This window comes from Sphingomonas endophytica, assembly GCF_014199415.1.
GTDB lineage: Bacteria > Pseudomonadota > Alphaproteobacteria > Sphingomonadales > Sphingomonadaceae > Sphingomonas > Sphingomonas endophytica.
Genome location: NZ_JACIJN010000001.1, coordinates 223193 through 248350 on the forward strand (window position 1 = coordinate 223193; position 25158 = coordinate 248350).

The 25158-nt window shown below is 68.6% G+C and carries 29 protein-coding genes; 16 read left to right on the forward strand and 13 right to left on the reverse strand.

Features of this window, described 5'->3' with window-relative positions; all coding sequences use genetic code 11:
- Nucleotides 1-76 precede the first annotated feature (76 nt).
- Nucleotides 77-244: a hypothetical protein gene (locus FHS97_RS00955; protein WP_184032500.1), complete on the reverse strand. Its 168-nt coding sequence runs from the start codon at nt 242-244 to the stop codon at nt 77-79.
- A gap of 146 nt (nt 245-390) precedes the next feature.
- On the opposite strand from FHS97_RS00955, the gene FHS97_RS00960 reads away from it, so the two are divergent.
- A complete protein-coding gene (locus tag FHS97_RS00960; protein WP_184032502.1) occupies nt 391-1053 on the forward strand; it encodes a glutathione S-transferase family protein in 663 nt (220 codons plus the stop codon).
- Between the two features lie 2 nt (nt 1054-1055).
- Here the strand turns inward: FHS97_RS00960 and FHS97_RS00965 are convergent, their stop codons facing one another.
- Complete coding sequence (locus tag FHS97_RS00965) at nt 1056-1487, reverse strand: cupin domain-containing protein (protein WP_184032504.1); 432 nt, start codon at nt 1485-1487, stop codon at nt 1056-1058.
- A gap of 14 nt (nt 1488-1501) precedes the next feature.
- Between FHS97_RS00965 and dapE the strand changes: the two genes are divergently transcribed.
- Nucleotides 1502-2635, forward strand: a complete 1134-nt coding sequence (dapE, locus tag FHS97_RS00970) for a succinyl-diaminopimelate desuccinylase (RefSeq protein ID WP_184032505.1) — start codon at nt 1502-1504, stop codon at nt 2633-2635.
- Here dapE and FHS97_RS00975 read toward each other — a convergent pair.
- From FHS97_RS00975 to FHS97_RS00985, 3 genes are all read right to left on the reverse strand, one after another.
- Nucleotides 2618-3151, reverse strand: coding sequence for a Smr/MutS family protein (locus FHS97_RS00975; RefSeq protein ID WP_343053341.1), 534 nt, complete (start codon nt 3149-3151; stop codon nt 2618-2620). The genes dapE and FHS97_RS00975 overlap by 18 nt on opposite strands.
- The gene (gene mltA, locus FHS97_RS00980; protein WP_184033008.1) at nt 3126-4382 is read right to left on the reverse strand and encodes a murein transglycosylase A; all 1257 of its coding nucleotides are present in this window, start codon (nt 4380-4382) and stop codon (nt 3126-3128) included. The genes FHS97_RS00975 and mltA overlap by 26 nt, the downstream gene beginning before the upstream one ends.
- 67 nt (nt 4383-4449) lie before the next feature.
- Nucleotides 4450-5094: a Tim44/TimA family putative adaptor protein gene (locus FHS97_RS00985; RefSeq protein ID WP_184032507.1), complete on the reverse strand. Its 645-nt coding sequence runs from the start codon at nt 5092-5094 to the stop codon at nt 4450-4452.
- A gap of 191 nt (nt 5095-5285) precedes the next feature.
- Between FHS97_RS00985 and secB the strand changes: the two genes are divergently transcribed.
- From secB to FHS97_RS01005, 4 genes are all read left to right on the forward strand, one after another.
- Nucleotides 5286-5789: a protein-export chaperone SecB gene (secB, locus tag FHS97_RS00990; RefSeq protein WP_184033009.1), complete on the forward strand. Its 504-nt coding sequence runs from the start codon at nt 5286-5288 to the stop codon at nt 5787-5789.
- 27 nt (nt 5790-5816) lie between these two features.
- The gene (gene murJ, locus FHS97_RS00995; protein WP_184032508.1) at nt 5817-7403 is read left to right on the forward strand and encodes a murein biosynthesis integral membrane protein MurJ; all 1587 of its coding nucleotides are present in this window, start codon (nt 5817-5819) and stop codon (nt 7401-7403) included.
- 8 nt (nt 7404-7411) lie between these two features.
- The gene (gene trpS / locus FHS97_RS01000) at nt 7412-8419 is read left to right on the forward strand and encodes a tryptophan--tRNA ligase (RefSeq protein WP_184033011.1); all 1008 of its coding nucleotides are present in this window, start codon (nt 7412-7414) and stop codon (nt 8417-8419) included.
- Between the two features lie 149 nt (nt 8420-8568).
- On the forward strand, nt 8569-8853 hold the full coding sequence (locus FHS97_RS01005) for a PspC domain-containing protein (RefSeq protein ID WP_184032510.1): 285 nt from the start codon (nt 8569-8571) through the stop codon (nt 8851-8853).
- A 69-nt stretch (nt 8854-8922) separates the two neighbouring features.
- On the opposite strand, the gene dnaA is transcribed toward FHS97_RS01005, so the two are convergent.
- From dnaA to mutM, 3 genes are all read right to left on the reverse strand, one after another.
- Nucleotides 8923-10305, reverse strand: coding sequence for a chromosomal replication initiator protein DnaA (dnaA, locus tag FHS97_RS01010; protein ID WP_184032511.1), 1383 nt, complete (start codon nt 10303-10305; stop codon nt 8923-8925).
- Nucleotides 10306-10764: 459 nt separating this feature from the next.
- The gene (gene rpsT / locus FHS97_RS01015) at nt 10765-11028 is read right to left on the reverse strand and encodes a 30S ribosomal protein S20 (protein ID WP_028965918.1); all 264 of its coding nucleotides are present in this window, start codon (nt 11026-11028) and stop codon (nt 10765-10767) included.
- Nucleotides 11029-11125: 97 nt separating this feature from the next.
- Entirely contained in the window at nt 11126-11941 is an 816-nt protein-coding gene (gene mutM / locus FHS97_RS01020) for a bifunctional DNA-formamidopyrimidine glycosylase/DNA-(apurinic or apyrimidinic site) lyase (RefSeq protein WP_184032512.1), read from the reverse strand.
- 46 nt (nt 11942-11987) lie between these two features.
- Between mutM and FHS97_RS01025 the strand changes: the two genes are divergently transcribed.
- Genes FHS97_RS01025 through FHS97_RS01055 form a run of 7 tightly spaced genes read left to right on the forward strand, consistent with a single transcriptional unit; the run spans nt 11988 to nt 18028 of the window.
- Nucleotides 11988-12719 carry a class I SAM-dependent methyltransferase gene (locus FHS97_RS01025; protein WP_184032513.1) on the forward strand — a complete coding sequence of 244 codons (732 nt, stop codon included), beginning with the start codon at nt 11988-11990 and terminating at the stop codon, nt 12717-12719.
- Entirely contained in the window at nt 12716-14254 is a 1539-nt protein-coding gene (gene ubiB / locus FHS97_RS01030; RefSeq protein WP_184032514.1) for a 2-polyprenylphenol 6-hydroxylase, read from the forward strand. The genes FHS97_RS01025 and ubiB overlap by 4 nt, the downstream gene beginning before the upstream one ends.
- Nucleotides 14248-15294: a hypothetical protein gene (locus FHS97_RS01035; RefSeq protein ID WP_184032515.1), complete on the forward strand. Its 1047-nt coding sequence runs from the start codon at nt 14248-14250 to the stop codon at nt 15292-15294. Before ubiB ends, FHS97_RS01035 begins: the two co-directional genes overlap by 7 nt.
- Entirely contained in the window at nt 15291-16469 is a 1179-nt protein-coding gene (gene coaBC / locus FHS97_RS01040) for a bifunctional phosphopantothenoylcysteine decarboxylase/phosphopantothenate--cysteine ligase CoaBC (RefSeq protein ID WP_184032516.1), read from the forward strand. Before FHS97_RS01035 ends, coaBC begins: the two co-directional genes overlap by 4 nt.
- Entirely contained in the window at nt 16459-16908 is a 450-nt protein-coding gene (gene dut / locus FHS97_RS01045; protein WP_184032517.1) for a dUTP diphosphatase, read from the forward strand. The genes coaBC and dut overlap by 11 nt, the downstream gene beginning before the upstream one ends.
- Complete coding sequence (locus FHS97_RS01050) at nt 16905-17267, forward strand: hypothetical protein (RefSeq protein ID WP_184032518.1); 363 nt, start codon at nt 16905-16907, stop codon at nt 17265-17267. The genes dut and FHS97_RS01050 overlap by 4 nt, the downstream gene beginning before the upstream one ends.
- Complete coding sequence (locus FHS97_RS01055; protein WP_221233058.1) at nt 17267-18028, forward strand: HesA/MoeB/ThiF family protein; 762 nt, start codon at nt 17267-17269, stop codon at nt 18026-18028. Before FHS97_RS01050 ends, FHS97_RS01055 begins: the two co-directional genes overlap by 1 nt.
- 3 nt (nt 18029-18031) lie before the next feature.
- Here the strand turns inward: FHS97_RS01055 and galU are convergent, their stop codons facing one another.
- Nucleotides 18032-18901 carry a UTP--glucose-1-phosphate uridylyltransferase GalU gene (galU, locus tag FHS97_RS01060; RefSeq protein WP_184032520.1) on the reverse strand — a complete coding sequence of 290 codons (870 nt, stop codon included), beginning with the start codon at nt 18899-18901 and terminating at the stop codon, nt 18032-18034.
- A gap of 112 nt (nt 18902-19013) precedes the next feature.
- Between galU and FHS97_RS01065 the strand changes: the two genes are divergently transcribed.
- The gene (locus tag FHS97_RS01065) at nt 19014-19826 is read left to right on the forward strand and encodes a metallophosphoesterase family protein (protein ID WP_246346358.1); all 813 of its coding nucleotides are present in this window, start codon (nt 19014-19016) and stop codon (nt 19824-19826) included.
- Between the two features lie 75 nt (nt 19827-19901).
- Nucleotides 19902-20147, forward strand: a complete 246-nt coding sequence (locus FHS97_RS01070; RefSeq protein ID WP_159757539.1) for a hypothetical protein — start codon at nt 19902-19904, stop codon at nt 20145-20147.
- 310 nt (nt 20148-20457) lie between these two features.
- On the opposite strand, the gene FHS97_RS01075 is transcribed toward FHS97_RS01070, so the two are convergent.
- From FHS97_RS01075 to hisI, 4 genes are read right to left on the reverse strand one after another with little or no spacing between them, the layout of a single operon-like run.
- The gene (locus tag FHS97_RS01075) at nt 20458-22260 is read right to left on the reverse strand and encodes an acyl-CoA dehydrogenase C-terminal domain-containing protein (protein ID WP_184032521.1); all 1803 of its coding nucleotides are present in this window, start codon (nt 22258-22260) and stop codon (nt 20458-20460) included.
- A 4-nt stretch (nt 22261-22264) separates the two neighbouring features.
- Nucleotides 22265-22684 (reverse strand): MerR family transcriptional regulator, encoded by a 420-nt coding sequence (locus FHS97_RS01080; protein ID WP_184032522.1) that lies wholly within the window; start codon nt 22682-22684, stop codon nt 22265-22267.
- Nucleotides 22685-22716: 32 nt separating this feature from the next.
- A complete protein-coding gene (locus FHS97_RS01085) occupies nt 22717-23187 on the reverse strand; it encodes a hypothetical protein (RefSeq protein ID WP_184032523.1) in 471 nt (156 codons plus the stop codon).
- Nucleotides 23188-23198: 11 nt separating this feature from the next.
- The gene (gene hisI, locus FHS97_RS01090) at nt 23199-23564 is read right to left on the reverse strand and encodes a phosphoribosyl-AMP cyclohydrolase (RefSeq protein WP_184033014.1); all 366 of its coding nucleotides are present in this window, start codon (nt 23562-23564) and stop codon (nt 23199-23201) included.
- Between the two features lie 131 nt (nt 23565-23695).
- On the opposite strand from hisI, the gene purF reads away from it, so the two are divergent.
- Complete coding sequence (gene purF, locus FHS97_RS01095; protein ID WP_184032525.1) at nt 23696-25153, forward strand: amidophosphoribosyltransferase; 1458 nt, start codon at nt 23696-23698, stop codon at nt 25151-25153.
- The last annotated feature ends 5 nt before the right edge of the window (nt 25154-25158 follow it).

A 25158-nucleotide genomic window follows, 5' to 3' on the forward strand; every position in this document is an offset into this window, starting at 1 on the left:
TGACGTGACGCTCGCCGCTTCACCGGCGGGAGCGACGGGACGGCCCCGGATCAGGTCCGGGGCGATGCTGAAACGCTTACCAGATCGTGGCGCGACGCGCGCTGCGGGCGGCGGCGATCTGCTGACGCAGCAGTTCGGACCGGCTCGGTGCGGGCGCACCGGGCGAAAAGATGAACGTGGGCGCCTGAACGAACGCCGGGGTCGTCGCGCCCAGCGCTGCCTTGTTCGGGGGGAAACTCGCCATGACAATGCTCCTTCGTCGCGATCCTTCTCGTTTCCCCTGCGTAACGGCGCTTGCCTGCCAGTCGATGTACGGCTGCGGTTAACGGATCGCTCGCCAATTGCGCGTGCGACGTTGCCCTGTGCGCCAATGCTCCCTACTCCGGAGCCATGAAGCTCATCATCGGCAACAAGGCCTATTCCTCCTGGTCGCTGCGCGGCTGGCTCGCGTGCCGGCAATCGGGTCTCCCGTTCGAGGAAGTGGTCGTCCCGCTGTACGACGACGCATGGGACCGCCGCCGCGAGGGCGACGAATTCGCACCGTCGTCGGGCAAGGTGCCGATCCTGTGGGATGGCGACGCGGTCGTCTGGGACAGCCTCGCGATCGTCGACTATCTCGCCGACAAGGTCGGGCGCGAGCCGTTCTGGCCGGCGGACGAGGCGGCGCGGGCAATGGCGCGCTCGATGGCGGCCGAGATGCATTCCAGTTTCGCCGCGCTGCGCCGCAAGCACACGATGAACGTCCGGCAGGTCTATCCGCCCGTCGCTCCCGATGACGACGTGCGCGCGGACCTGACGCGAATCTTCGAACTCTGGGCGCAGGCGCGTGCGCGGTTCGGCAGCGGCGGCGATTTTCTGTTCGGCGAGTTCGGCGCGGCCGACATCATGTTCGCACCGGTCTGCACGCGCATCGCGACCTATTCGCTGCCGACCCCACGCTTCGCCGCCGCTTATGTGCTGGCGGTGCTCCAGCACCCGTTCATGCAGGACTGGATCGCGGGCGCGCAGGAAGAGGAATGGGTGATCGAGAAGTTCGAACAGCCCGTCACCTGATGTCAGTCGCGTTCGTAGCCGGTGTCGGGCGACCAGCGCATTGCGATATCGGGATAATGGACCGTCGAGCGCTCCGGCAGGCTGACCGCGAACAGCACGCAGGGCACATCGCCGTCGTTGCGAAGATGGTGGGCGTTGGCGTCGCCCTTCGGGAATATCGCGATCTCGCCGGCGCGCATCGGGTGCGCCCCACCGTCGTCGACCAGCGTCGCGGTGCCGGAGAGCACGACGACGATCTCGTCCTCGCCCTCATGCCAATGCCGCTGCGACGACCAGCCGCCGGGTGGGATCGTGACGTGCGTCGCGACGAAATCCTCCAGTCCCCCCGCCGCGGCCAGATCGCGCACCAGCCGGCCCGAGGCCGCGGCGGCGAACGGCGGCGGATAGTCGCTGCCCTGAACCGGCGGCACGGCGGCAATGTCCAGTTTCGGCATAGGGAGCCCTTCTGTTGATCGATGTCGTTCAACTCGCCAGTCTATTGATCGCTGCCGAGAGCGTCACCCCGGCGCGTGGACCGGTGTTCGACGTGCTGGAGGCGGCGCTGGTGCCGATCGGCTTCGCGGTCGAGCGGCTGGTTCATGGCGAGGCGCCGGATGGTCCGGTGGAGAATCTGCTCGCCACGCGCGGGACGAGCGGACCGCATCTCGCGTTCGCCGGGCATGTCGATGTCGTGCCGCCCGGCGACGGGTGGAGCGCCGATGCGTTCGCGCCCCAGCAGCGTGACGGCTTGCTGGTCGGGCGCGGTGCGGTCGACATGAAGGGCGCGGTCGCGGCGTTCATCGCTGCTGCGGCGCGCGTGCCCGCCGATGCGGGGCGGTTGACGCTCATCATCACCGGCGACGAGGAAGGGCCGGCAACGTTCGGCACCGTTTCGCTGATCGAGCGCATGCGCGAGCGTGGCGTCCTGCCCGAGCTGTGCGTGGTCGGCGAGCCGACGTCGGTCGCTGCGCTGGGCGACATGGTGAAGATCGGGCGGCGCGGTTCGGTCAACATCTGGATCGACGTACCCGGGCGGCAGGGGCATGTCGCTTATCCGCAACTCGCCGACAATCCGATCCCGCGGCTGGTCGCGATCCTCGCCGAGCTGGACGCGCTGGTGCTCGATCAGGGGAGCGACTGGTTCCAGCCGTCGAACCTTGAAATTACCGACGTGACGGTCGGCAATCCGGCCACCAACGTCATCCCGGCGCGCGCGACGGCGCGGATCAGCATCCGCTTCAACGATCTCCAGCGCGGGCAAGATCTGGCCGAGCGGATCGCGGCGATCGTGCACCGCCATGCGCCGGAGGCGATCGTCACGCCGCGCATCTCCGGCGAGGCGTTCCTGACCGCGCCGGGGCCGTTGTCGGCGCTGGTGTCGGCAGCGGTGCTGGAGGTGACCGGGCGGACGCCGGAGCTGTCGACCACCGGCGGCACCTCGGACGCGCGCTTTCTGCGGGCGCTGTGTCCGGTCGTCGAGTTCGGGCTGCTCAATGCGACGATGCACAAGGCCGACGAGGCGGTGGCGATCGCCGATCTCGAACAACTGCGCGATATCTACGCGCGGATCATCCAGCGCGCGTTTTCAACGCCGGCGGCGTAGCACCACGTACAGGGCTCCCGCCCCGCCATGGCGGGGATGGGCGTTGCGCACCGCGGCGATCGCGCCCGAGAACGCAGAGAGCCGCAGCCAGTCGGGGATCGCGGCGCGGATCGCACCGCGGGCGTGCGGACGCTGGCTCTCGGGGCGCGGCGGCTTTCCGGTGATGAGCAGGATGACGCGATCACCGTGCATCAACGCCTGACCCAGCCCCATTTCAAGCGCGGCATGCGCGCTCGCCAGCGTATGGCCGTGCAGGTCGATCGTGCGATCGGGCGCGACCACGCCGCTCGCCAGCCGCCGGTCCCAGCCGCCGTCGAGCGTATGGCCGGGCTCACGACGCGCGTGCGATGGCGGCGGGGTCGGAACGCCGGCAACGGTCATGCCCGTGGCGGGCGCAGGCAGCGGCAGCCGTTCGGGCGACGGCGCGGCGGCCTTGCGCCCGGGCATCGCGCGCACGGTCGCGCGCACCCGCGCCCACAGCGCCTCCTCGTCAGGGCCGAGGCGTCGTGCCGCCACTCGCCGCCTGCCCTGCCCGCCAGCGCGCATAGCTGCCGCGCGGCAACAGCACGAAGGCGGTGCCGCGTGCGCTCATCCCGCCGGCGATCGCGCGCGCTTCCTCGCCCGCCCCCCAGAAGGTGTCGAAGCGGTTGCTGCCCTTGATCGCGCCGCCGGTGTCCTGCGCGATCCAGATGCCGTTGGCGTCGGTGCGATCCATCGACAGCAGCACCGGCGCGCCGAGCGGCACGAACTTCGGATCGGCGGCGACGGTCGCGCCGCCGCTGACCGGGAGGCCGAGCGCGCCTTGCGGCGCGCCGGTCAACTCGCGGAAAAAGACGTAGCTCTTGTTCTCGCGCATGATCGCGCGGCCTTCGTCGGGATGCGCGTGCAGCCAGGCGACGATCCCCTGCATCGACGACTGGCCGGGGCCGAGCAGCCCGCGGCTCTTCATCAACGCGCCGATGCCGGTGTAGTCGCGCCCGTTCTGCGTGTCATAGCCGATGCGGAGCACCCCACCCTCGTCGAGGCGGATGAAGCCCGAGCCCTGCACCTGCAGGAAGAACAGCTCGACGGGATCGGCGGCATAGCCGAGGATCGGCGCGCGGCCGTTGAGCACGCCCTCCTCGATCGCGGTGCGATCGAAGTACGGGATCAGGCTCATGCCCTGCACGCGCCCGCGGATCTTCTTCCCGGTCCAGGTCGGCGAAAAGGCGCCGAGATCGACCTCGATCAGATCGGTCGGCCGCCCGTAGATCGGCACATAGCCCGCGCGCGGGCGGCGTGAGCCGGCGATTTCGGGGATGTAATAGCCGGTCGCGAAGGCGCGGCCGTCACCGACCTGCACCGCCTCGAACCAGCGCTGGAAGAAGGATGTCGCGGCGGCCGGATCGGTGCGCGCCGCCTCGGTGCACGCTGCCTGCCAGTCGCTGCCGATCGTCATCCCCGAGGTGTCGGTGCGGCGGATCAGGCTGGGACAGGAGATTCGGAACGCCGCCAGCGCCGCACGCGCCTGCGCGGGGTCGAGCGGCACGGTCGCCAGATCGATCGCCGGGGTGAGGCCCGCCACCGCGGCGCTCGTCGCACCGGGAACGACGGCGGCGGCAAAGGCCGGGAGCGGCGCCGACGCCACCGGCTGACGCACCACGCCCGGTCGCGTCGGCAGCGACGACGGCTGCGGCGTCGCAGCGACCGGCCGCGAGGACCGCGCCGGTGGCGCCGATCGTCCGCCCGGTCCGACGCAGCCGGCCATCAGCAGGGCGCCCGCCACTCCGAGCGTCGCTTTGCTCCGCACCCCTACCCCTCTACTTTAATCAAACTCAGGCTTCGTCGGTGTCGGCGAGGATCCAGTTCGGGTCCGAGGCGCGCACGGTGCGGACGAAGGTCCAGACATCGTGCGTCTGCACCGCATCGCTGGTCGAGCCGGCGACGACATTGCCGTCGGCATCACGCGTCACCGCGGCGATATCCGCGTCGAAGCGCACCGCGACGCGCGCCTCTCCGTTTGCGACCCCGGCCGACACGATCGTCGCACGCTCGATCGCGATCAGGCGGTTGTCGAGCACCTGTCCCTGCGCCGTGCGGGTTTCGATCGCTTCGGCAAAGGCGGCATGGACGTCGTCGCTCACCAGCTCGCGGAGCGCTGCCTCGTCGCCGCGCCAGAACGCCTCGAGGATCATGCGATACGCCGACTTCGCGCCTTCGAGGAAGCGGGTGACGTCAAACCCGGGCTCGGCCGATACGATCGCGCGAAGGCCGGGCTCGGTCGCGCTGTCGAACGGTCGCGCCGCCGGCTCGCGCATTTCGGCAGCCGGCTCGATCGCCCGCGGCGCAACGGCCGACGCCACGCGTTCCTCGGGAGGCTTGGGCAACGGCTGTTCATGGCCGGAGCGCTTGCCCAGAACCGAATAGAGTCGCAGCGCCAGAAAGCCGGCGACCATGGCGAGCAGGACAACGTAGAACACGGCAACTCCAGTAAGCTGGTGTGCGTACATAGGCGCGTGGGCACCGAACATCAAATCGCCCAACCCCTTCATTGTATCCACCCCCCCCCGCATCCACGATTGTCACACCGGCGGGGCACTGCTAACCGCCCGACACTTTCCCGCGCGGCGCCGCACCGGCGCGCGCCTCGGCTGACGATAGGGGTTGGATGATGGACGAATTTGGCAACGCCGGCGGCGAACCGCTCGCCAACGGCGCCGACACGGCGCCGGCTGCCGGGCTGATCTCGCAATATGTGAAGGACCTGTCGTTCGAGAATCCGAACGCGCCGGCGATCTATCAGGAGCCGCAGGCCCCGGAGATCAACGTCCAGTTCGACATCGGCGCGGCGCAGGTCGCCGACGAGGTCCATGAGGTGACGCTGAAGATCGACGTCCGCGCGACCACCGGCGGCAAGACCGCGTTCATCGCCGAACTGTCCTATGGCGGGCTGTTCGGGCTGCGCAACGTCCCGGCGGAGCATGTCCAGCCGTTCCTGCTCGGCGAGGGGCCGCGGCTGCTCTTCCCGTTCGCGCGCCGCGTCGTCGCCGATGCGATCCGCGACGGCGGCTTCCCGCCGCTGCTGCTCGAGCCGATCGACTTCAACGCGTTGTTCCTCCAGCAGGCGCAGGCGCAGGGCGTGTCGTTCGGCGCCGAAGACGCGGGCCAGGCGTAAGCCAGACGAGCGGGTGAGGATCGGCGGATGAACCTCGCCCGCGCCCTGGGGTCGATCGGTGGCCTGACGCTGGTCAGCCGCGTGCTGGCGCTGGCGCGCGACACCTTGCAGGCGAGCTATGTCGGCGCGGGCTTCGCGTCGGACGCATTCTTCGTCGCCTTCCGGCTCCCCAACATGTTCCGCGCGCTCTTCGCGGAAGGCGCCTTCTCCGCGGCGTTCATCCCGCTCTTCAACCGCAAGGTCGCGGAAGGCGGTGGCACCGCGGCAGGAGTCGATTTCGCCGAGCGCGCGCTGGCGCTGCTGTTCCCGGTGCTGGTCATCATGACCGTGCTGATGCTGGCGGCGGCGTGGCCCCTTACATACGGCCTTTCGCTAGGCTTTCGGCATCAAAATCCGAGCGTGGCGCAATTTGCGTTTGCCGTGATGCTGTCGCGCTTCACCATTCCCTATCTGCTGCTGATCTCGCTGGTGTCGCTGCTCGGCGGCATCCTCAATTCGCTGCATCGCTTCTGGGTCAATGCCGCCGCACCGATCCTGCTCAACATCGCAATGGTGAGCGCGCTGATCTTCTTTCATGGCGGCGATCCCTATGCGACCGCACGGGGGCAAGCGATATCGGTGACCGTCGGCGGTGCGTTGCAGCTCGCATGGATGTGGTGGGCCTGTCGCCGCGCTGGCGTGAGCCTGCGGCTGCGGCGCCCGCGTATTGACGATGACGTAAAGCAGATGCTGAAGCTGATCGTTCCCGCAGCCGCAGGCGCGGGCGCGGCGCAGATAAATCTCGCGATCTCGACCGCATTGGCCGCCGGACTGCTGTCGGCCGGCTCGGTGTCCGCAATCTATTATGCCGACCGGCTCAACCAATTGCCGCTCGGGCTGATCGGCATCGGGCTCGGCACGATCCTGTTGCCGGTCGTGTCGCGGCTGCTGTCGCAGGGGCGCGAGGCGGAGGCGATGGAGACGCAGAATCGCGGGCTCGAACTCGCGCTGTTCCTCACCCTGCCCGCCACCGCCGCCTTCGTCTTCGCCGCCGAGTCGATCGTCCGCGGGCTGTTCCAGCATGGTGCGTTCGACAACGGCGACACGGTACGCGCGGCGCAGGCGCTCGCCGCCTTCTCGCTCGGCCTGCCCAGCTATGTGCTGGTGAAGGTGCTGACCCCCGGTTTCTACGCGCGCGCGGACACGAAGACGCCGGTGCGGCTCGCCCTCTATTCCGTCGCGATCAATCTGGTCGGCAATCTGATCCTCATCCCAACGCTCGCGCATTGGGACATCGGGCAAATCGGCCCGCCGCTCGCCACCGCGCTGGCCTCCACGATCAACGTCGTCTCGCTCTATGTGGTGCTGGTGCGGCGTGGTCATTTCGCGCTCGATCCACAGGTGAAGCGCAAGGTCCCGCGCCTCGCGCTCGCCGCGCTGTTGATGGGCGTCGCGCTGTTGCTGGTGGCGCCGCTTGTCGCGCCATATCTCACCGGCAGCTTCGTCGTCCGCGGCGCAGCGCTTACCGTGCTCGTCGGCGCGGGCTTCGCCATCTATGCGCTGGCGTGCGTCGTCACCGGCGCGTATCGCCTCGCCGACCTCAAGACCCTCCTTCGTCGCAGAGCCTCCAGCTGATGACCAACATGCGCGTCCTTTCCGGCATCAAACCGACCGGCAATCTCCACCTCGGCAATTATCTCGGCGCGGTGAAGCAATGGGTGGCGATGCAGGACGACATCCAGGCGTCCGGCGGCGAGACGATGTATTTCATCGCCGACCTCCACGGCCTGACCGAGTTCATCGCGCCCGCCGAGATGACCGCCAATACCGTCGAGATGACCGCGACGCTGATCGCGGCCGGGATCGACCCGGCACGCTCGATCGTGTTCAACCAGGCGCGCGTGCCCGCCCATGCCGAGCTGGCGTGGCTGCTCAACAATGTCGCGCGGGTCGGCTGGCTGAACCGCATGACGCAGTTCAAGGACAAGGCCGGCAAGAACCGCGAGGGCGCGTCGGTCGGGCTGTACGATTATCCGGTGCTGATGGCCGCCGACGTGCTGTTGTACAATTCGACGCACGTCCCGGTCGGCGAGGACCAGAAGCAGCATCTGGAGCTGACTCGCGACATCGCGACCAAGTTCAACACCGATTTCGGTGTCGAGCTGTTCACGCTGCCCGAACCGCTGGTCAGCAAGGCCGCGCCGCGGATCATGTCGCTACGCGATGCCGGCGTGAAGATGTCGAAGTCCAACCCGTCCGAGCAATCGGTGGTCAAGCTGGTCGACAGCGACGAGGTGATCGCCGACAAATTCCGCAAGGCCAAGACCGATCCCGACCTGTTGCCGGCGACGCTCGCCGAGCTGGAAGGCCGGCCGGAAGCCCGCAACCTGCTGACGATCTTCGCCGCGCTCGCCGATCGCACGCCAGATGCGGTGCTGGCGGACTATGCCGGCAAGGGCTTCGGGCAGTTAAAGCCCGATCTCGCCGATCTGGCGGTCGCGAAACTCGGTCCGATTCGCGACGAGATGCTGCGGCTGCTGAACGATCGCGGCGCGATCCACGCCATCCTCCGTGACGGGGCCGAACGGGCGGCGGCGCTGGCGGCACCGACCTTGCGCCAGGCACAGGAAGCGATGGGGCTGCTGATCTGACCGGCATGGCGCGTGACGCCATGTCGCGCGCCAACTATCGGTGATTTCCGCTGTCGGACGGTCGGTTGCGCGCGGAAAAACCGTGGAAAAGGGCGCTCCCAGCATTTGGCATCGGTCTTGCTGATCGTCTCGCAACAACGGAGCGAGACATGACCGACCACACTGCCACCCCCGCCGCCGCCCGCGACAACCTCTTCGGCGTTTGCGCCGCGCTCGGCGAGGACTTCGGCTTCAATCCATTGTGGCTGCGGCTCGGCTTTGCGGTCGCGCTGCTCTTCTCGCTCGAGAAGGTCCTGCTCGCCTATGCCGCGCTCGGCGTGCTGGCGCTGGTCAGCCGCTTGCTGTTCCCGAACCGCAACCGGGCGACGGCGAACGAGGTGCCGGCACCGGTCGCGAACGAGGCGGACGAAGAGGGGTATCGGCAGGCGGCGTGAGCGCCCCCCGCTGCCACGTCGCCCGCGCGGAGAGCGGTCCCGGGTGTCGCCCGCGACCGCCCCGGCGAGTCAGGCCTCCAACTGGCCGAGCAGCACGTGCACCGCCTGATCGACTTCGCGGTCGCTGTCACGCAACGCCTCGATGCGGCGCACGGCATGGATCACCGTCGAATGGTCGCGCCCCCCGAACTTGCGGCCGATCTCGGGCAGCGAGCGGGTGGTGAGCCGCTTGGCGAGATACATGGCGATCTGCCGCGGCCGCGCGACCGCGCGGGCCCGACGCGCCGAGAGCAGGTCGAGCGGCTTGAGCTCGAAATGCTCACAAACCAGCTTCTGGATCTGGTCGATCGTCACGCGCCGCTGATGCCCGCGCAGCATGTCGCCGAGCGTCTGCGTCGCGAACGCCAGATCGATCGGCTGTCCGGTCAGCATCGCATAAGCGGTGACGCGGGTCAGCGCGCCTTCCAGCTCGCGGATGCTCGCAGTGATGCGCGCCGCCAGCAGGTCGAGTACGTCGTCGGGCACCCGGGTGTCGGGCATTTCGGCGACGCGGCGCGCGAGGATCGTGCGGCGCAGTTCGGGCGAGGACGGCCGGATATCGACCACCAGCCCCGAGCCGAGCCGGCCGAGGATGCGCGGCTCGATCCCGTCGAGCGCCTGCGGCGCGCGGTCGGCGGCGATCACCAGCCGCTTGCCCGCCGCCATGATCTCGTTGACGGTATGGAAGAACTCGTCCTGGGTGACGTCCTTGCCGGCGATGAACTGCAGATCGTCGATCAGCAGCAGGTCGCAGCTGCGCAGCTTCGCCTTGAACGCGAACGTATCGCGTGCGCGCATCGCGGCGACGAACTCGAACATGAAGCGCTCGGCCGACAGCAGCATCACGCGCGCCTGCGGATGATCCGCGAGGAAGCGGTGCGCGATCGCGTTCATCAGGTGGGTCTTGCCCTGCCCGGTGCCGCCATGGATGAACAATGGGCTGAACCGCACCGCGCCCGGCGCGGCCAGCGCCTGCGCGGCGTTGAGCGCGACCATGTTCGAGGCGTCGACGACGAAGCGGTCGAAGGTCAGCCGCGGGTCGAGCGCCGGCCGCTCGGCGGCACCGCCACTCACGCCGGCCGTGACGGCGACGGGCCGGGCGGCGGGTGTCGGTGCCGTTGCCGCCGCGACCGGCGCGGCGAGGACGACCGGCGCCGCGGCGCGTGCCACGGTGTCGATCGCGACGCTGCGCACGCCGGGCAGCACGGCGCGGAATTCGTGGAGCAGGCGATCGGCGTAGTGGCTCTTCACCCAATTGGTCATGAACGCCGACGGCAACGTCAGCCGCACGTCGACGCTGTCCTCGCCCTCCGCCAGCGCGACCGGCGCGAGCCACTGGTCGAAGACACGCGCACCGGCCGAGCGGCGCAGGTTGGCGCGGACCCGGCCCCAGGCCCGGGCCAGTTCGCTCATCCCGTCATCCACTACAGCCACTTGCGTCACGCACGATTCTCCCGTCACCGCAAACGCTTGGTTCGCGGAGCCCCAGTTCAAAAAGTCAAACGTCCCCCTGCCCGCGGCCCCTAGCGCGTTGGCGTCCGAACATTGTCCTTATGCCGCGCAGCACGGATGGCGGCGCGGTTCGAGAGGATTAGGAACAGGCGGGTGAGTCGATCAACCCCGCGAACGGGTACGATATCGAAATAAAGCGGATTGACTCGCCCTCAGCGGCACAAATGCGTCATATTTCTCGTAACCCATTGATAATGCGCGATAAACCTTGACGCCGTCGCGAGGTCGTATCTGCGAATCGCGAGGATTCCGAGCCTTTTAGAGGGATGCTATTTTGTTCCTCGCGCGACGGGTCACAGACGCAAAAACGCCCGCCGGGCAGGTCCCGACGGGCGTTCGATACGCGATGCGTCGCAGGCGTCAGGCCAGCGCGGCAACCCGCTTGGTCAGGCGCGAGAACTTGCGCGACGCGGTGTTGCGGTGAAGCACACCCTTCGCCACGCCGCGCTGCATTTCCGGCTGCGCCGCTGCCAGCGCGGTCGTCGCCGCGGTCTTGTCACCCGCTGCCAGCGCGGCCTCGACCTTCTTCACGAAGGTCCGGATACGACCCACACGGGCACCGTTGATTTCGGCCCGGCGCTGGTTGCGGCGGATGCGCTTCTTGGCTTGCGGCGTGTTCGCCATGAACGTCCTCTGATAAGTTACGGATCGATGGAAAAAGGCGCTGGGGAAGCCCTGCACCCTCGTAAGGCGCGGCCCATAGCCCGCCCCTGCGCCAGCGTCAACTCCGCTGGCAGCGCGGACACCAGAAGGTCGAGCGTCCGCCCTCGGCATAACGCTCCACCGTTCCCCCGCAGGCGCACGGTTCGCCGGCGCGACCATAGACCGCGAATTGCTTGGAGAAATAGCCGAGCTCGCCATCGGGGCGCGCGTAATCGCGCAGCGACGATCCGCCCGCCTCGATCGCGGCTTCCAGCACCAGCTGCACCGCCGGCACCAGCCGCGCCAGCGCCGCCGCCTCGAGCGACCCGGCAGGCGTATGCGGATCGATGCGCGCGTCGTACAGCGCCTCGCAGACATAGATATTGCCGAGCCCGGCGACGATCCGCTGGTCGAGCAACGCCAGCTTGATCGACAGCCGCCGTCCCGCCAGCGCATGGCGTAGATGCTCGGGGGTAAATTCATCACCGAGCGGCTCCGGGCCGAGCAGGCGGAACGCCGGGAAGGCCGCGACGTCGGCGGTCGGCACCAGATCGACCGAGCCGAAGCGCCGCGGGTCGTTGAGCGCCAACACCCGCCCCGCCTCGGTCGCGAGCACGAGATGATCGTGCGGCAACAGCTCGGTCGGATCGACACGCCAGCGCCCCGACATGCCGAGATGGAAGATCAGCGAGTCGTCGCGGTCGGTATCAATCACGCCATATTTGGCGCGCCGCCGCAGCCCGATGACGCGCGCGCCGGTCAGCCGCTGGCGCAGATCGGCGGGAAAGGCGCGGCGCAGATTGTCGCGACGCGGCTCGACACGGGTCAGCACCTGCCCCTCCAGCACCGGGCGCAGGCCTCGCACGGTGGTTTCAACCTCTGGCAATTCCGGCATCTCTGCCCCCTAGCCGCTTGCATTCATGGCGGCTAGAGCGAGCGCCATGAGCGAAACCGTCTCCTTCGGCTACGAAGACGTCACCCCGACCGAAAAGACCGCCCGCGTACGCGGCGTCTTCTCCAATGTCGCCAGCCGCTACGACCTGATGAACGACGCCATGTCCGGGGGCATGCACCGGCTGTGGAAGGACCGCTTCGTGCGCCGCGTGAAACCGCGTGCGGGCGAGCAGATCCTCGACATGGCCGGCGGCACCGGCGACATCGCCTTCCGTCTCGCCGAGAGCGGCGCGTCGGTGACGGTCGCGGACATCAATCCCGAGATGCTGGAGGTCGGGATCGGCCGCGCGCAGCAGCGCGGGATCGACGGATTGGTGTGGACCGAGGCCAATGCCGAGACGCTGACCTTTCCGGACCGCTTCTTCGACACCTATACGATCGCGTTCGGGATCCGGAACGTCACCGATATCCCCAAGGCGCTGCGGGAGGCGCATCGCGTGCTGCGGCGCGGCGGGCGCTTCTTCTGCCTCGAATTTTCGACGAACGTCTGGCCGGGGTTCGCCGAGGTCTATGACGCTTACTCGCACCATCTGGTGCCGAAGCTGGGCCAGTTGCTGGCCAACGACGCCGACAGCTACCGCTATCTGATCGAGTCGATCCGCCGCTTCCCGGACATGCCGACGTTCGAGCGGATGGTGGGCGAGGCCGGCTTCGTCCAGACGAAGGTCGAGCCGATCATGGGTGGGCTGGTCGCGATCCATAGCGGCTGGAAGATTTGACCTCCTCGCTGGTCCACACCTGGCGGCTCCTGAAATGGGGCCGGACGCTGGCGCGCCATGGTGCGCTGCGCGGGCTGGAGCGCGACCTCAACACGCCGCCGCGGCTGCGCCGGTTGCTGCGCGTCGCGCGGCTGGGCGCGCGCGTCCCCGAGGTGCCGCGCTACGCCGATGCGTTCGAGGCGCTGGGGCCGGCGGCGATCAAGTTCGGCCAGACGCTCGCCACGCGTCCCGATCTGGTCGGCGAGGCGGCGGCGGCCGATCTGTTGCGCTTGCAGGATGCGGTGCCGCCGGTCCCCTATGCGACGATCGCGCAGACGATGCGTGGCAGCTTCGGGCGGCCACTGGAATCGCTGTTCGCCGAGATCGAGGAAGTGCCGGTCGGCGCGGCCTCGATCGCGCAGGTGCACCGCGCGGTCACCACCGACGGGCGGCGCGTCGCGGTCAAGGTGCTGCGCCCCGGCGTCGAGGAAGATTTCGCGCGCGCGATCGAGACCTATGAATGGGCCGCGGCGCAGATCGAGCCGATGGGCGGCGAGATCGCGCGCCTCCAGCCGCGACTGGTGATCGAGACGTTCAAGCGCTGGACGGCGCGCGAGCTGAATTTCACGCGCGAGGCGGCGTCGGCATCCGAACTGGCCGAGACGATGACCTCGGAGCCGAACTTCTTCGTCCCCGCGGTCGACTGGGCGCGCACCACCGGCAAGGTGCTGACGATCGAGTGGATCGACGGCATCAAATTGTCGGATCGCAAGGCGCTGGTCGCGGCGGGCTATGACCTGCCCGAGCTGGCGCGGGTGCTGGTCCATGCCTTTCTGCGGCAAGCGATCGCCGACGGCTTCTTCCACGCCGACATGCACCAGGGCAATCTGTTCGCGCTGCCCGGCAATTGCGTCGCCGCGATTGACTTCGGGATCATGGGGCGGATCGACCGGCGCGCGCGTGTCTGGCTGGCCGAGATCCTCTACGGGCTGATCACCGGCAATTACCGGCGCGTCGCCGAGATTCATTTCGAGGCGCAATACGTTCCCTCGCACCATAGCGTCGAGGAATTCGCGACCGCGTTGCGCGCGGTCGGCGAGCCGATGCGCGGGCTGCCGGTCAAGGACATGTCGATCGGGATGATGCTCGACGGGCTGTTCGGGATCACGCGCGACTTCGACATGGTGACCCAGCCGCATCTGCTGCTGCTGCAAAAGACGATGGTGATGGTCGAGGGCGTCGCCACCGGGCTCGACCCCGACATCAACCTTTGGGTGACCGCCGCGCCGCTGGTCGAGGACTGGATCCGCACCGAGCTCGGCCCCGAAGCGGCGATCGCCGACCGGCTGGTCGCCGATGTGCGAACGCTGGCGCGGCTGCCCGAGCTGGTGCGGCGGATCGAGGCGCGTTACCCCGCCCCCGGCGGGGCTCCGCCGCGCCCGCCACTGCGCGAGATCGAGCGCGTCCGCGTCGGCGGCGGGTGGCGCTATGCGCTGGTCGGGGCGCTCGGCGTGCTCGCAGGCGTCGCGGGCATGATGCTGGCGGGCGGATGGTAGCCGCACCGGGGCGACCCGGAACGGCGGCGCGCTGGCTGGTGACACCCGACCGGCTGAGCGGGATCGGGCGCGGCCCGGCGCGCATGGCGCTGGGCGGACTGCTGGTGGCGACGCTCGCCGCCGCCTTGCTGGTCCCTGCGGCGAGCACTCCGCCCGAATTTCTCCACGATGCGATCGTCGCCACGCTGCGGCACGGCGGCGATTTCTACGACGCGGCGCGCGACCTACTGCGGACCGAGTCCGATGCGCGTGCCGCACGGGCGCTGCCGTCGACGCTGGCGGTGGTCGCGGCCGCGTTGCCGGTGTGGGGGCTGACCGTCTTGGTTGCGGTGGGGCTGACGGGGTTGCTGTGGGTCGGGGGGTTGCGGCTCGGCGGGTTGCTGGCGCGCAGTGCCGGGGCGTTGCTGATCGTCAGTCTGCTCGCATTCGGGATCGTCGCGACCGCCGGTCTGTGGCTGGCCGCGCCCCATGCCGCGCTGGCAGCCTTGTGTTCCGCGATCGCGCTGGTGGCGCGGGCGCGCGGGCGCGTCATGGCCGCGGTGGCCATCGCCTGCGCCGCGGCGCTGATCGATCCGGCTGCGCTGGTGACGCTGGCCGCGATGGGGGCGCTGGCGCTGCTCGACGGCGACCGGCGCGAGCCGCTGCTGTGGCTGGGCGGGTTCGGCGTCGCGGCGCTGGCGTTCGCGCTGCATCTGCAAGCGCTGGGTGCGACATCGCTCCCGGCAGCGCCGCTGGTGGCCGACGGCGCGCTCGCGCGGCTGATCGGTGCCGCCTTCCCCGATGTGCCCGCGACCATCGCGGCGCCGCTGCTGGTGCTCGCCGCGTTCGGCTGGGCGATCGTGGCCGATCCGCTCGGGCCGCGGGTGCTGGCGTTGCTGGTTGCAGGCGTCGCGCTCGACAATGTGCTAGGTGTGCGTTCGGCGACACTGGCGATGGCGCTGGTCGCGCCGGGGCTGGCACTCACGCCAGCGGCGTTCGCGACCCTGTGGCGCGCGGCGTTCGACCGGCGGCGCATAACGGTGACGAGGGTGGTGCGATGAGCCGGATCCTGCTGATCGTCGGTGGCGGGATCGCCGCCTATAAGGCATGCGAATTGATCCGCGCGCTGCGTGGCGCCGGGCATGAGGTGCGCTGCGTGCTTACCGATGGCGGCGCGCATTTCGTCACCGCGATGACGCTGGCGGCGCTCAGCGAGAACAAGGTCCATACGACGCTCTGGGACCTGAAGGACGAGGCCGAGATGGGGCATATCCGGCTGAGCCGCGAGGCCGATCTGGTCGTGGTCTGCCCCGCGACCGCCGATCTGCTCGCGCGGATGGCGGCGGGGCTCGCCGACGATCTCGCCACGACCCTGTTGCTCGCCACCGACAAGCCGGTGCTGGTCGCGCCCGCGATGAACGTCCGCATGTGGCTGCACCCGGCGACGCAGCGCAACGTCGCGCGACTGCGGAGTGACGGCGTGACGGTGCTCGACCCCGACGATGGCGCGATGGCGTGCGGCGAAGTCGGCCCGGGCCGCCTGCCCGACGTGTCGGCGATCGTCGCACGAATCACCGCGGCGCTCACCCCCGTGCCGCGATCGCTGGAGGGACGACATGTGGTCGTCACCGCCGGGCCGACGCACGAGCCGATCGATCCGGTCCGCTACATCGCGAACCGCTCGTCGGGGAAGCAGGGCTTTGCGATCGCCGCGGCGCTGGCGCGGCGCGGTGGGCGCGTGACGCTGATCGCCGGTCCGGTCGATCTTCCCACACCCGCGAACGTCGTCCGCCAGGATGTTCAAACAGCGTCGGAAATGGCCAAGGCCGTCGAAGCGGCACTGCCCGCCGACGCCGCGGTGATGGTCGCGGCCGTCGCCGACTGGCGTGCGGCAGACATCAGCGCGCAGAAGCTCAAGAAGGGCGATGACGCCCCCGCCCCGCTGCGGCTCGCGCGCAACGTGGACATTCTCGCCACGCTGGCGCATGATCGACGCCGGCCGCGATTGCTGATCGGGTTCGCGGCCGAGACCGAGCAGGTGCTCGACCATGCGCAGGCCAAGCGGCGGCGCAAGGGTGCCGACTGGATCGTCGCCAACGACGTATCCGGCGACGTGATGGGCGGCGATAGCAACACCGTACACCTCATCACCGCCGATGACATTGAAAGCTGGGAAAGCCTTGCGAAAATCGCCGTAGCCGAACGACTTGCCGACAGGATTGCCGATGCGCTCTGAACCGATCAGGATCGCGCTGCGCCGCTTGCCGCATGGCGAGGGACTGCCGCTTCCCGCTTATGCCACGACGGGCGCCGCCGGAATGGACGTGGTCGCTGCCGAGGATGTGACGCTTGCGCCCGGTGCGCGGGCGGCGGTCGCGACCGGATACGCGATCGCGATCCCGAACGGCTTCGAAGTGCAGGTGCGACCACGCTCCGGGCTGGCGTTGAAGCACGGCATCACCTGCCTCAACACGCCGGGCACGATCGACGCCGATTACCGCGGCGAGGTGAAGGTGATTCTCGCCAACCTCGGCACCGAACCCTTTGCGGTCCGCCGTGGCGAACGGATCGCGCAGCTCGTTCCGGCCGCCGTCACCGCGGCGGCGATCGTCGAGGTCGATACGCTTGACGACACCGAGCGCGGAAGCGGCGGGTTCGGGTCGACGGGGCAATGATCCTCGCCGCGCTCCTGCTGTTCGGACAAGCGCCGTCGCTCAATCCCCCGACCGACTGGACGCCGCTGCCGCGTCTACAGCTCGGCCTTGCCGCCGCACCGCCGGTGCAGCTGACCGAGTTCGTCCGGCGCGAGGTGGCGGCGGAGCGCTGCGCGCTGTCGCCGACGGAGCGGATGCTCGACCTCGTGGTGCTCGTCACCCAAGGCGGACAGGTGCGGCGGATCGTGCCGCGCGCGATCGGCTGCCCCTCGATCGAGCAATTCGCCGCCGGGATCGTGCTACGCGCCGCGCGCGACAAGACGCGGCCTGGTTCCATCGACACCTGGTACGTCACGACCGTCGCGCTGACATCGCCGTGATGCTCGGCACCGACGAACTCGCGCGCTACGCGCGGCACATCGTTCTGCAGGAGATCGGCGGCACCGGGCAGTTGCGGCTGGCGCGGGCGCAGGTGCTGGTGGTCGGCGCGGGCGGGATCGGCTCGCCGGTGATCCAGTATCTGGCGGCGGCCGGGATCGGCCAGCTGACGATCGTCGACGACGATCGCGTCGATCTCAGCAACCTGCAACGCCAGACGTTGTTCGCCACCACCGATGTCGGTCGCCCCAAGGCCGAACTGGCTGCCGCGGCGGTGACGCGGCTCAACCCGCATGTCACCGCGCGCGCGGTCGTCACCCGCGTCAGCGCCGAGACCGTCGGCGCGTTGCTGGAGGACGCTCCGACCGTGATCGTCGACGGCTGCGACAATTTCGACACGCGGCTGTTGGTGGCCGATGCAGCACTGGCGCGCCGTATTCCGCTCGTCTCGGCGGCGGTGGGGCGGTTCGAGGGGCAGCTCGGCGTGTATCGCGGCTGGGAGCCGGACAAGCCCTGTTATCGCTGCTTCGTCGGCGATGCGCCCGCGCGCGACGCGCTGACCTGCGCCGAGGAAGGCGTGCTCGGCCCGGTGACCGGGATCGTCGGCAGCATGGCGGCGCTGGAGGCGATCCGGCAGATCGTGCCGTTCGGCGACGACAGCGCCGGACGGCTGATGCTGCTCGACTTCCTGTCGCTGCGCTTTCGCACGCTGGCGCTGCCGCCCGATCCCGCGTGCCGCGCGTGCGGCACGACACGCGGGTAAGGATCAGACGAGCCGCGCTTCCGCGAAGCTGCGCACGGCCGGGCCGATGTCTGCCCGTGCCATCGCCAGCGCGAGATTGGCGGTGACGAAGCCGGTCTTGTCGCCGCAGTCGAACCGCTCCCCGTTGAAGGTGAAGCCGTGGAACGGCTGCTGCCCGATCAGCTTGGCCATCGCGTCGGTCAGCTGGATTTCGCCGCCCGCGCCCTTCTCCTTGGCGTCGAGGATCTTCATCACCTCGGGCTGGAGGATGTAGCGGCCCGGAATCATCAGGTTGGACGGGGCGCTGCCCTTGGCGGGCTTCTCGACCAGCGCGGTCACCTCGGTCAGCGCGCCGTCGCGCGCGCCCGGCGAGATGATGCCGTATTTGTCGGTCTCTTCGGGAGCGACCTCGAGCGCGCCGATGACGTTGCCGCCGACATTGTCATAGGCCTGCACCATCTGCGCCATGAAGTTCGGCGTGCCGACCATCAGCTCGTCGGGGAGCAGCACCGCGAACGGCTCGTCGCCGACGATGTCGCGCGCGCACCACACCGCATGGCCGAGCCCGAGCGGCTCCTGCTGGCGGACATAGACGGGCGAGCCCGGCTGCTGGCGGATGTTCTCGATCACCGACAGGCTCTTGCCGCGCGCTCGCATCGTCGTTTCGAGCTCGAACGAAATGTCGAAATGGTCTTCGAGCGCGCCCTTGCCGCGGCCGGTGACGAAGATGATCTGCTCGATCCCCGCCTCCAGCGCCTCCTCGACCGCATATTGGATCAGCGGCTTGTCGACGACCGTCAGCATCTCCTTGGGCATGGCCTTGGTGGCGGGGAGGAAACGGGTGCCGAGCCCCGCCACGGGGAAAATCGCCTTGCGTACCGGCTTGATGGTCATTCGGTCCTCCTGTTGGCGCGGGCTCTCTACCGGCGGGCGGCAGGGTTCGCAATTCGTTAGCGTAACGGTCACCGTCCCGCACGATCGGCCGGCGCGTGCTTGCGATGACGGGATGATCGGCCTAAGCACCGCCTCCAATCCGACATCGCTGGTCCTCGCCTTCTCCATGCTCAAGAAGCTGCTTCGTTCGTCCCGTGTCGCCGTCGGCCCGGCCTATGCTCCTGCGCCGGGTAGCCGGATCTATGCCATCGGCGACATCCACGGTTGCCGCGCCGAGCTCGATCGATTGCTGGCGATGATCGATGCCGACGACGCGCAACGCGGCGCAGCCGAAACCAGCCTGATCTTCCTCGGCGACCTCGTCGACCGCGGCCCCGACTCGGCCGGAGTGATCGCGCGATTGATGCGGCTGGCGCAGGAACGGCCGCGGGTGCGCTTCCTCAAGGGCAATCACGAGGAGCTGTTCCTACATGCGCTCGGCGGCGCGAAGGACGCATTGCGCATGTTCTGCCGGGTCGGCGGGAAGGAGACGGTGCTGAGCTACGGAGTCAGCCGCGCCGAATATGATTCGCTCGACTATCCGCAGCTTGCCGAGCGGATGGATGCGCTGGTCCCGCCGGAGCATCGCGCCTTCCTCGAAGGCTTCGAGGACCTGATCGTCTCGGGCGACTATGCGTTCGTCCATGCCGGCGTCCGCCCCGACGTGCCGCTCGACGAGCAGAAGCCGAGCGACCTGCGCTGGATTCGCGACAGCTTCCTCGACCATCGCGGCGCCTTTCCGAAAATGATCGTCCATGGGCATACAATCACCCCGGAGGTCGATCGCCGTCCCAACCGGATCGGCGTCGACACGGGCGCCTACGCCTCGGGGAAGCTGACCGCAATCGGCATCGAGGATTGTCAAACCTGGATCCTGAACACATGATGCATCGCGGCGATCCGCGCTTGCAATTTCCACTCGCGCAGCTATGAGATGCCCTGCACGCAAAGGGAGTTCAACATGCGTATTGCGAAGTACATGCTCGCTGCCGCCGCCGCCACGCTGGCGGTTGCTCCGGCGATGGCCGCGCCTGCCAACTCGGCAGCAAGCCTCTCGGTCGCCAAGTCGGTCCGCGCTTCGGCCCCGTCGGCCAAGAAGAACGAGCTCGCCGGTGGCGGCGTGATCGTTGCGGTTCTGGCAGCTGCGGCCGTCGTGGCCGGCATCGTTGTCGTCGCTGACGAAGACGATAGCTCGGACAGCAACTGAGCTGTTTTCTCCTTCGGGAGAAGGAATAGCGGCCCTTGGGCCGCTATTTTTTTGTCCGGCGTGCGTGGGCCGATTGGGCTGTGATTGCGTATGCAGCCTGCGGGGATGGCGGGGAACAAGCCGGCCCAGGGATCAGGTCTGGCGCGACGCCGGGTTCGTCGGCTGAATTGCACTGGAGCGAAGCGACCGTCTGTCCGTCATTGCACGGATCACGACGCAGACCAGCGACGGATCAAGACGCCGGGGATAACCTCGCCGCGCTGTGACGGCCGGGCGGGCCGCGCCGGTTGCGCAGGCCCGCAGAGATACTTCACGCCGCCGCGAACATCTCCGGCGGCAACGCCATGATCGCCTCCGCGCCGCCCTCGATCTGGCGGCGCAGCGAACCCGCCTCGGGCAGCACACGCTCGGCGAAATAGCGGGCGGTGACCAGCTTGGCGTCGAGGAACGCAGCATCGCCCTGCCCCCCGTCCTTCAGCCTCGCCGCCGCGGTCGCCATCCGCAGCCACATCAGCCCGGTCGCGACCGTGCCGACCAGATGCATGTACGGCACCGCGCCTGCGCCGACGTTGTTCGGGTCCTTCATGCCATTGGCGAGGAACCACATCGTCGCGGCCTGCAACTCGCCCGCCGCCTTTTCGAGCCGCTGCGCGATCTCCGAAACCGCCGGGTTGGCCTTGCCCGCCGCAATCTCCTCCATCACCAGCCGCCCGAAGGCCTGCACCGCGCGGCCGCCGTTCTGCGCGAGCTTGCGGCCGACGAGATCCATTGCTTGCACCCCGTTGGTGCCTTCGTAGATCATCGCGATCCGCGCATCGCGAACGTACTGCTCCATGCCCCACTCGCGGATGTAGCCGTGCCCGCCATAGACCTGCTGCGCATTGGTCGCGATCTGATAGCCGCGATCGGTGCCGACGCCCTTGATGACCGGGGTGAGCAGCCCGAGCAGATCGCCCGCAAGCTGACGGTCCTCCTCGGCATCGGCATTGTGCTCGAGATCGGCCTGGAGCGCCCCCCACAGGCACAGCGCTCGCAGACCCTCGGTCCACGCCTTGGCATCCATCAGCATCCGGCGGACGTCGGGGTGGACGAACAAGGCGTCGGCCTTCTCGCCCGGCTCGGCCGGGCCGGTGAGCGCACGGCCCTGCCGACGATCCTGCGCATATTGGACGGCGTTCTGATAGGCGGTCTCGGCAACGCCGAGACCCTGCAAGCCGACCCCGAGCCGCGCCGCGTTCATCATGATGAACATCGCGGCGAGCCCCTTCATCTCCTCGCCGACCAGCCAGCCGGTCGCGCCGTCATAGTTCATGACGCAGGTCGAATTGCCGTGGATGCCCATCTTGTGCTCGATCGAGCCGCACGACACCGCATTGCGCTCGCCCAGCGATCCATCGTCGTTGACCAGCACCTTGGGGACCACGAACAGCGAAATGCCCTTCGAGCTGTCCGGCGCGCCCGGCGTCTTGGCGAGCACGAGGTGGATGATGTTGTCGGTCAGGTCGTGCTCGCCCGCCGAGATGAAGATCTTGGTGCCGGTAAGCTTGTAGCTGCCGTCGGCCTGCGGCTCGGCGCGGGTGCGGATCAGCCCGAGGTCGGTGCCGCACTGCGGCTCGGTCAGGTTCATCGTGCCGCCCCACTCGCCCGACACCATCCGCGGCAGATATTTCTGCTGCTGCTCCGGGCTGCCCTTCACGACCAACGCGGCGATCGCGCCGTGCGCGAGGCCGGGGTACATGGCGAATGCCATGTTGGCGGAGATCATATATTCCTGGAACGCCGTGGAGACGACGTGCGGCATCCCCTGCCCGCCGAACGCCTCCGGCGCGCTGAGCGTGCCCCAGCCCGATTCGACGAACTTGGCATAGGCTTCCTTGAAGCCCTTCGGGGTCGTCACGCTGCCGTCCTCGTGGCGCGTGCAGCCTTCCTGATCGCCAGACTGGTTGAGCGGGAACAGCACCTCGGCAACGAACCGGCCGCCTTCCTCGAGCACCGCCTCGACCGTGTCGGGGGTAGCGGCGGCGAAGCCGCGAACGTTGGCATAGCGGTCGAGCCCGACGACATGTTCGAGCACGAAGCGGGTGTCGCGGATCGGCGGCGTATACTGCGGCATCGTCTCACTCTTTCCTGGTTGCACCACCGTCGAGCACACCGACGAATTCGGTCAGCTCGCTGATGGCGGCGTCGAGGTCGTGCTTCTGCTGCTCCAGCGCCGCGATCCGGTCGCGGCAGCGCTGGATCGCCACCGCGCGCTGCGTCTGGCGACCGTCGCCGAGATCGTAGAGGTCGATCATCTCGCGAATGTCGGCGAGGCTGAACCCGACGCGCTTGCCGCGCAGGATCCATGCCAGCCGCGCCCGGTCGCGATGCGAGTAGATGCGGACCAGCCCACGCCGCTCCGGCGCGATCAGCCCCTCGTCCTCGTAGAAACGCAGCGCGCGCGGCGTGACGCCGAACTCCGCCGACAGATCGGTGATCGTGAACGTTTCACGGTCAGGCCGTGGGGAAACGACGGCATAGGCAGCAGAAGCGCTCATGAGGCGAGACATACCTTCCCTTTACGTGAACGTCAATCAGCGCAGAGCAACCGGCCATCGGCACCGCGCAACCGGGTCGCCTCGCCGCTCGCTTCGCTCAACCGGTGGAGGACGAGCGTGTCGAGCGTCGCGCGGCCCTGGCACGCACGCGCGCACGCCGGCGGGGTGCGCACCGGGAACAACAATCGGTCGCCGTTGCGGGATGCGGTGAAGCGGCAGCCGTCGCCGAGATCGATGGCGAGCGCGTCGCGCCCCTGTGCCGTGCCGTGCGCGACACAGCGCTGCCCCTCGCCGAAGTCGACGCTGACACCGATCCGATAGCGCGGTGCGGTGCCGGTCAGGCAGAGCCGATCCTCGCCGACCGCATAGATGCCGGTGGCATCGGCCCTATCGCCAACGATCCCGGCGGCGCGGGCGGCGGTCTCCAGCGCCTTGCCGGCCGCATCCTCATCGCGAACGTCGCGCGCGGGGGAACAGGCGGCCAGCAGGAGCGACAGCGCCACCGCCGCGCGCATCATCCGTCGACGCGCTCCAGCCCCGAGTCGGTCAGGCGTCGGTAGAAGCAACTCGGCGCGCCGGTGTGGCAGGCCGGTCCGGCGGGGTCGGCGACGATCCACAGCGCGTCCTGATCGCAGTCGACGCGCATCTCGACGACGCGCAGCACATTGCCCGAGGTCTCGCCCTTCTTCCAAAGCCGCCCGCGGCTGCGTGAAAAGAAGGTCGCCTCGCCGCTCGCGCGGGTCGCGGCGATGGCTTCCGCATTCATATGCGCCACCATCAGCACGCCGCCGCCCTCGCGATCGGTCACCACCGCCGTGACCAGCCCGGCGGCATCGAATCTGGGCAGGAAATCGCTGCCAATCTCTCGTGGATCGCTCATCTCGGCGCTGGCGTAGAACAGCGCGCGGCGCGTCACAACGCGCGATATCGCCATCCGGTCCGCGGCGGTTGATGACATTCGCGCGACGGTCGCTATATGCAGCCCCGCACAACGCGAGCCTCCCACCGCTTATGCTGACCACACATCCGTTCGACGACGACCATCTGCATGAGGAATGCGGCATCTTCGGTGCTTCGGGCTCGGAGGGCGCGGCCGCGCTCGTCGCGCTCGGCCTTCATGCGCTCCAGCACCGCGGCCAGGAGGCCGCGGGCATCACCAGCTTCGACGGCCATGTCTTCCACACGCATCGCGCGATGGGCCATGTCGCCGGCAACTTCGACCGCGACGACGTGATCCGCGCGCTGGCCGGCGATGTCGCGTGCGGGCACGTCCGCTATTCGACCACCGGCGAGACCGCGCTACGCAACGTCCAGCCGCTCTATGCCGAATTGCAGTCGGGCGGGTTCGCGATCGCGCACAACGGCAACATCTCGAACGCAATGCGGCTGCGGCGCGAGCTGGTGCGGCGCGGGTCGATCTTCCAGTCGACCTCCGACACCGAGACGATCATCCATCTCGTCGCGACCAGCCAGTATCGCACCCTGCTCGACAAGTTCATCGACGCGCTCAAGCAGGTCGAGGGCGCCTATGCGCTGATCGTGATGACCCCGGATGGCATGATCGCGTGCCGTGACCCGCTCGGCATCCGTCCGCTGGTGATGGGCAAGCTCGGCGAGACCTATATCTTCGCCAGCGAGACGGTGGCGCTCGACGTGGTCGGGGCGACCTTCGAACGCTCGGTCGAGCCGGGCGAGCTGGTGATCGTCCAGAACGGCGAGTTGCGGTCGATCCGGCCGTTCGAGGAGGTCGCGCCGCGGCCGTGCATCTTCGAATGGGTGTATTTCTCGCGTCCCGATTCGATTGTCGACGATCATTCGATCTATTCGGTGCGCAAGAACATCGGTGCGCAGCTCGCGATCGAGGCGCCGGTCGATGCCGATCTCGTCATCCCGGTGCCCGATTCGGGCGTGCCGGCGGCGATCGGTTACGCGCAGGAATCGGGCATCCCGTTCGAGCTGGGAATCATCCGCTCGCATTATGTCGGGCGCACCTTCATCCAGCCCGGCGACAAGGTCCGGCACCTCGGCGTCAAGCTGAAGCACAATGCCAATCGCGCGCTAATCCAGGGCAAGAAGGTCGTGCTGATCGACGATTCGATCGTGCGCGGCACCACCTCGCTCAAGATCGTGCAGATGATGCGCGAGGCGGGCGCGGCGGAGGTCCATATGCGGATCGCCTCGCCCCCGACCCGGCACAGCTGCTTCTACGGCGTCGACACGCCCGAGCGTGCCAAGCTGCTCGCGGCGAAGCTGGATCTGGGTGGCATGACCGACTTCATCCATGCCGACAGCCTGTCGTTCGTGTCGATCGACGGGCTCTACAAGGCACTCGGCGAGGCGCAGCGGGCGGAAGGGCGGCCGCGCTATTGCGATGCGTGCTTTACCGGCGATTATCCGACGACGCTGACCGATCATGACGAATCGAGCGCGGTCGACCAGTTCGCGATGCTCGCCGAGCGGGTGAACTGACGCAC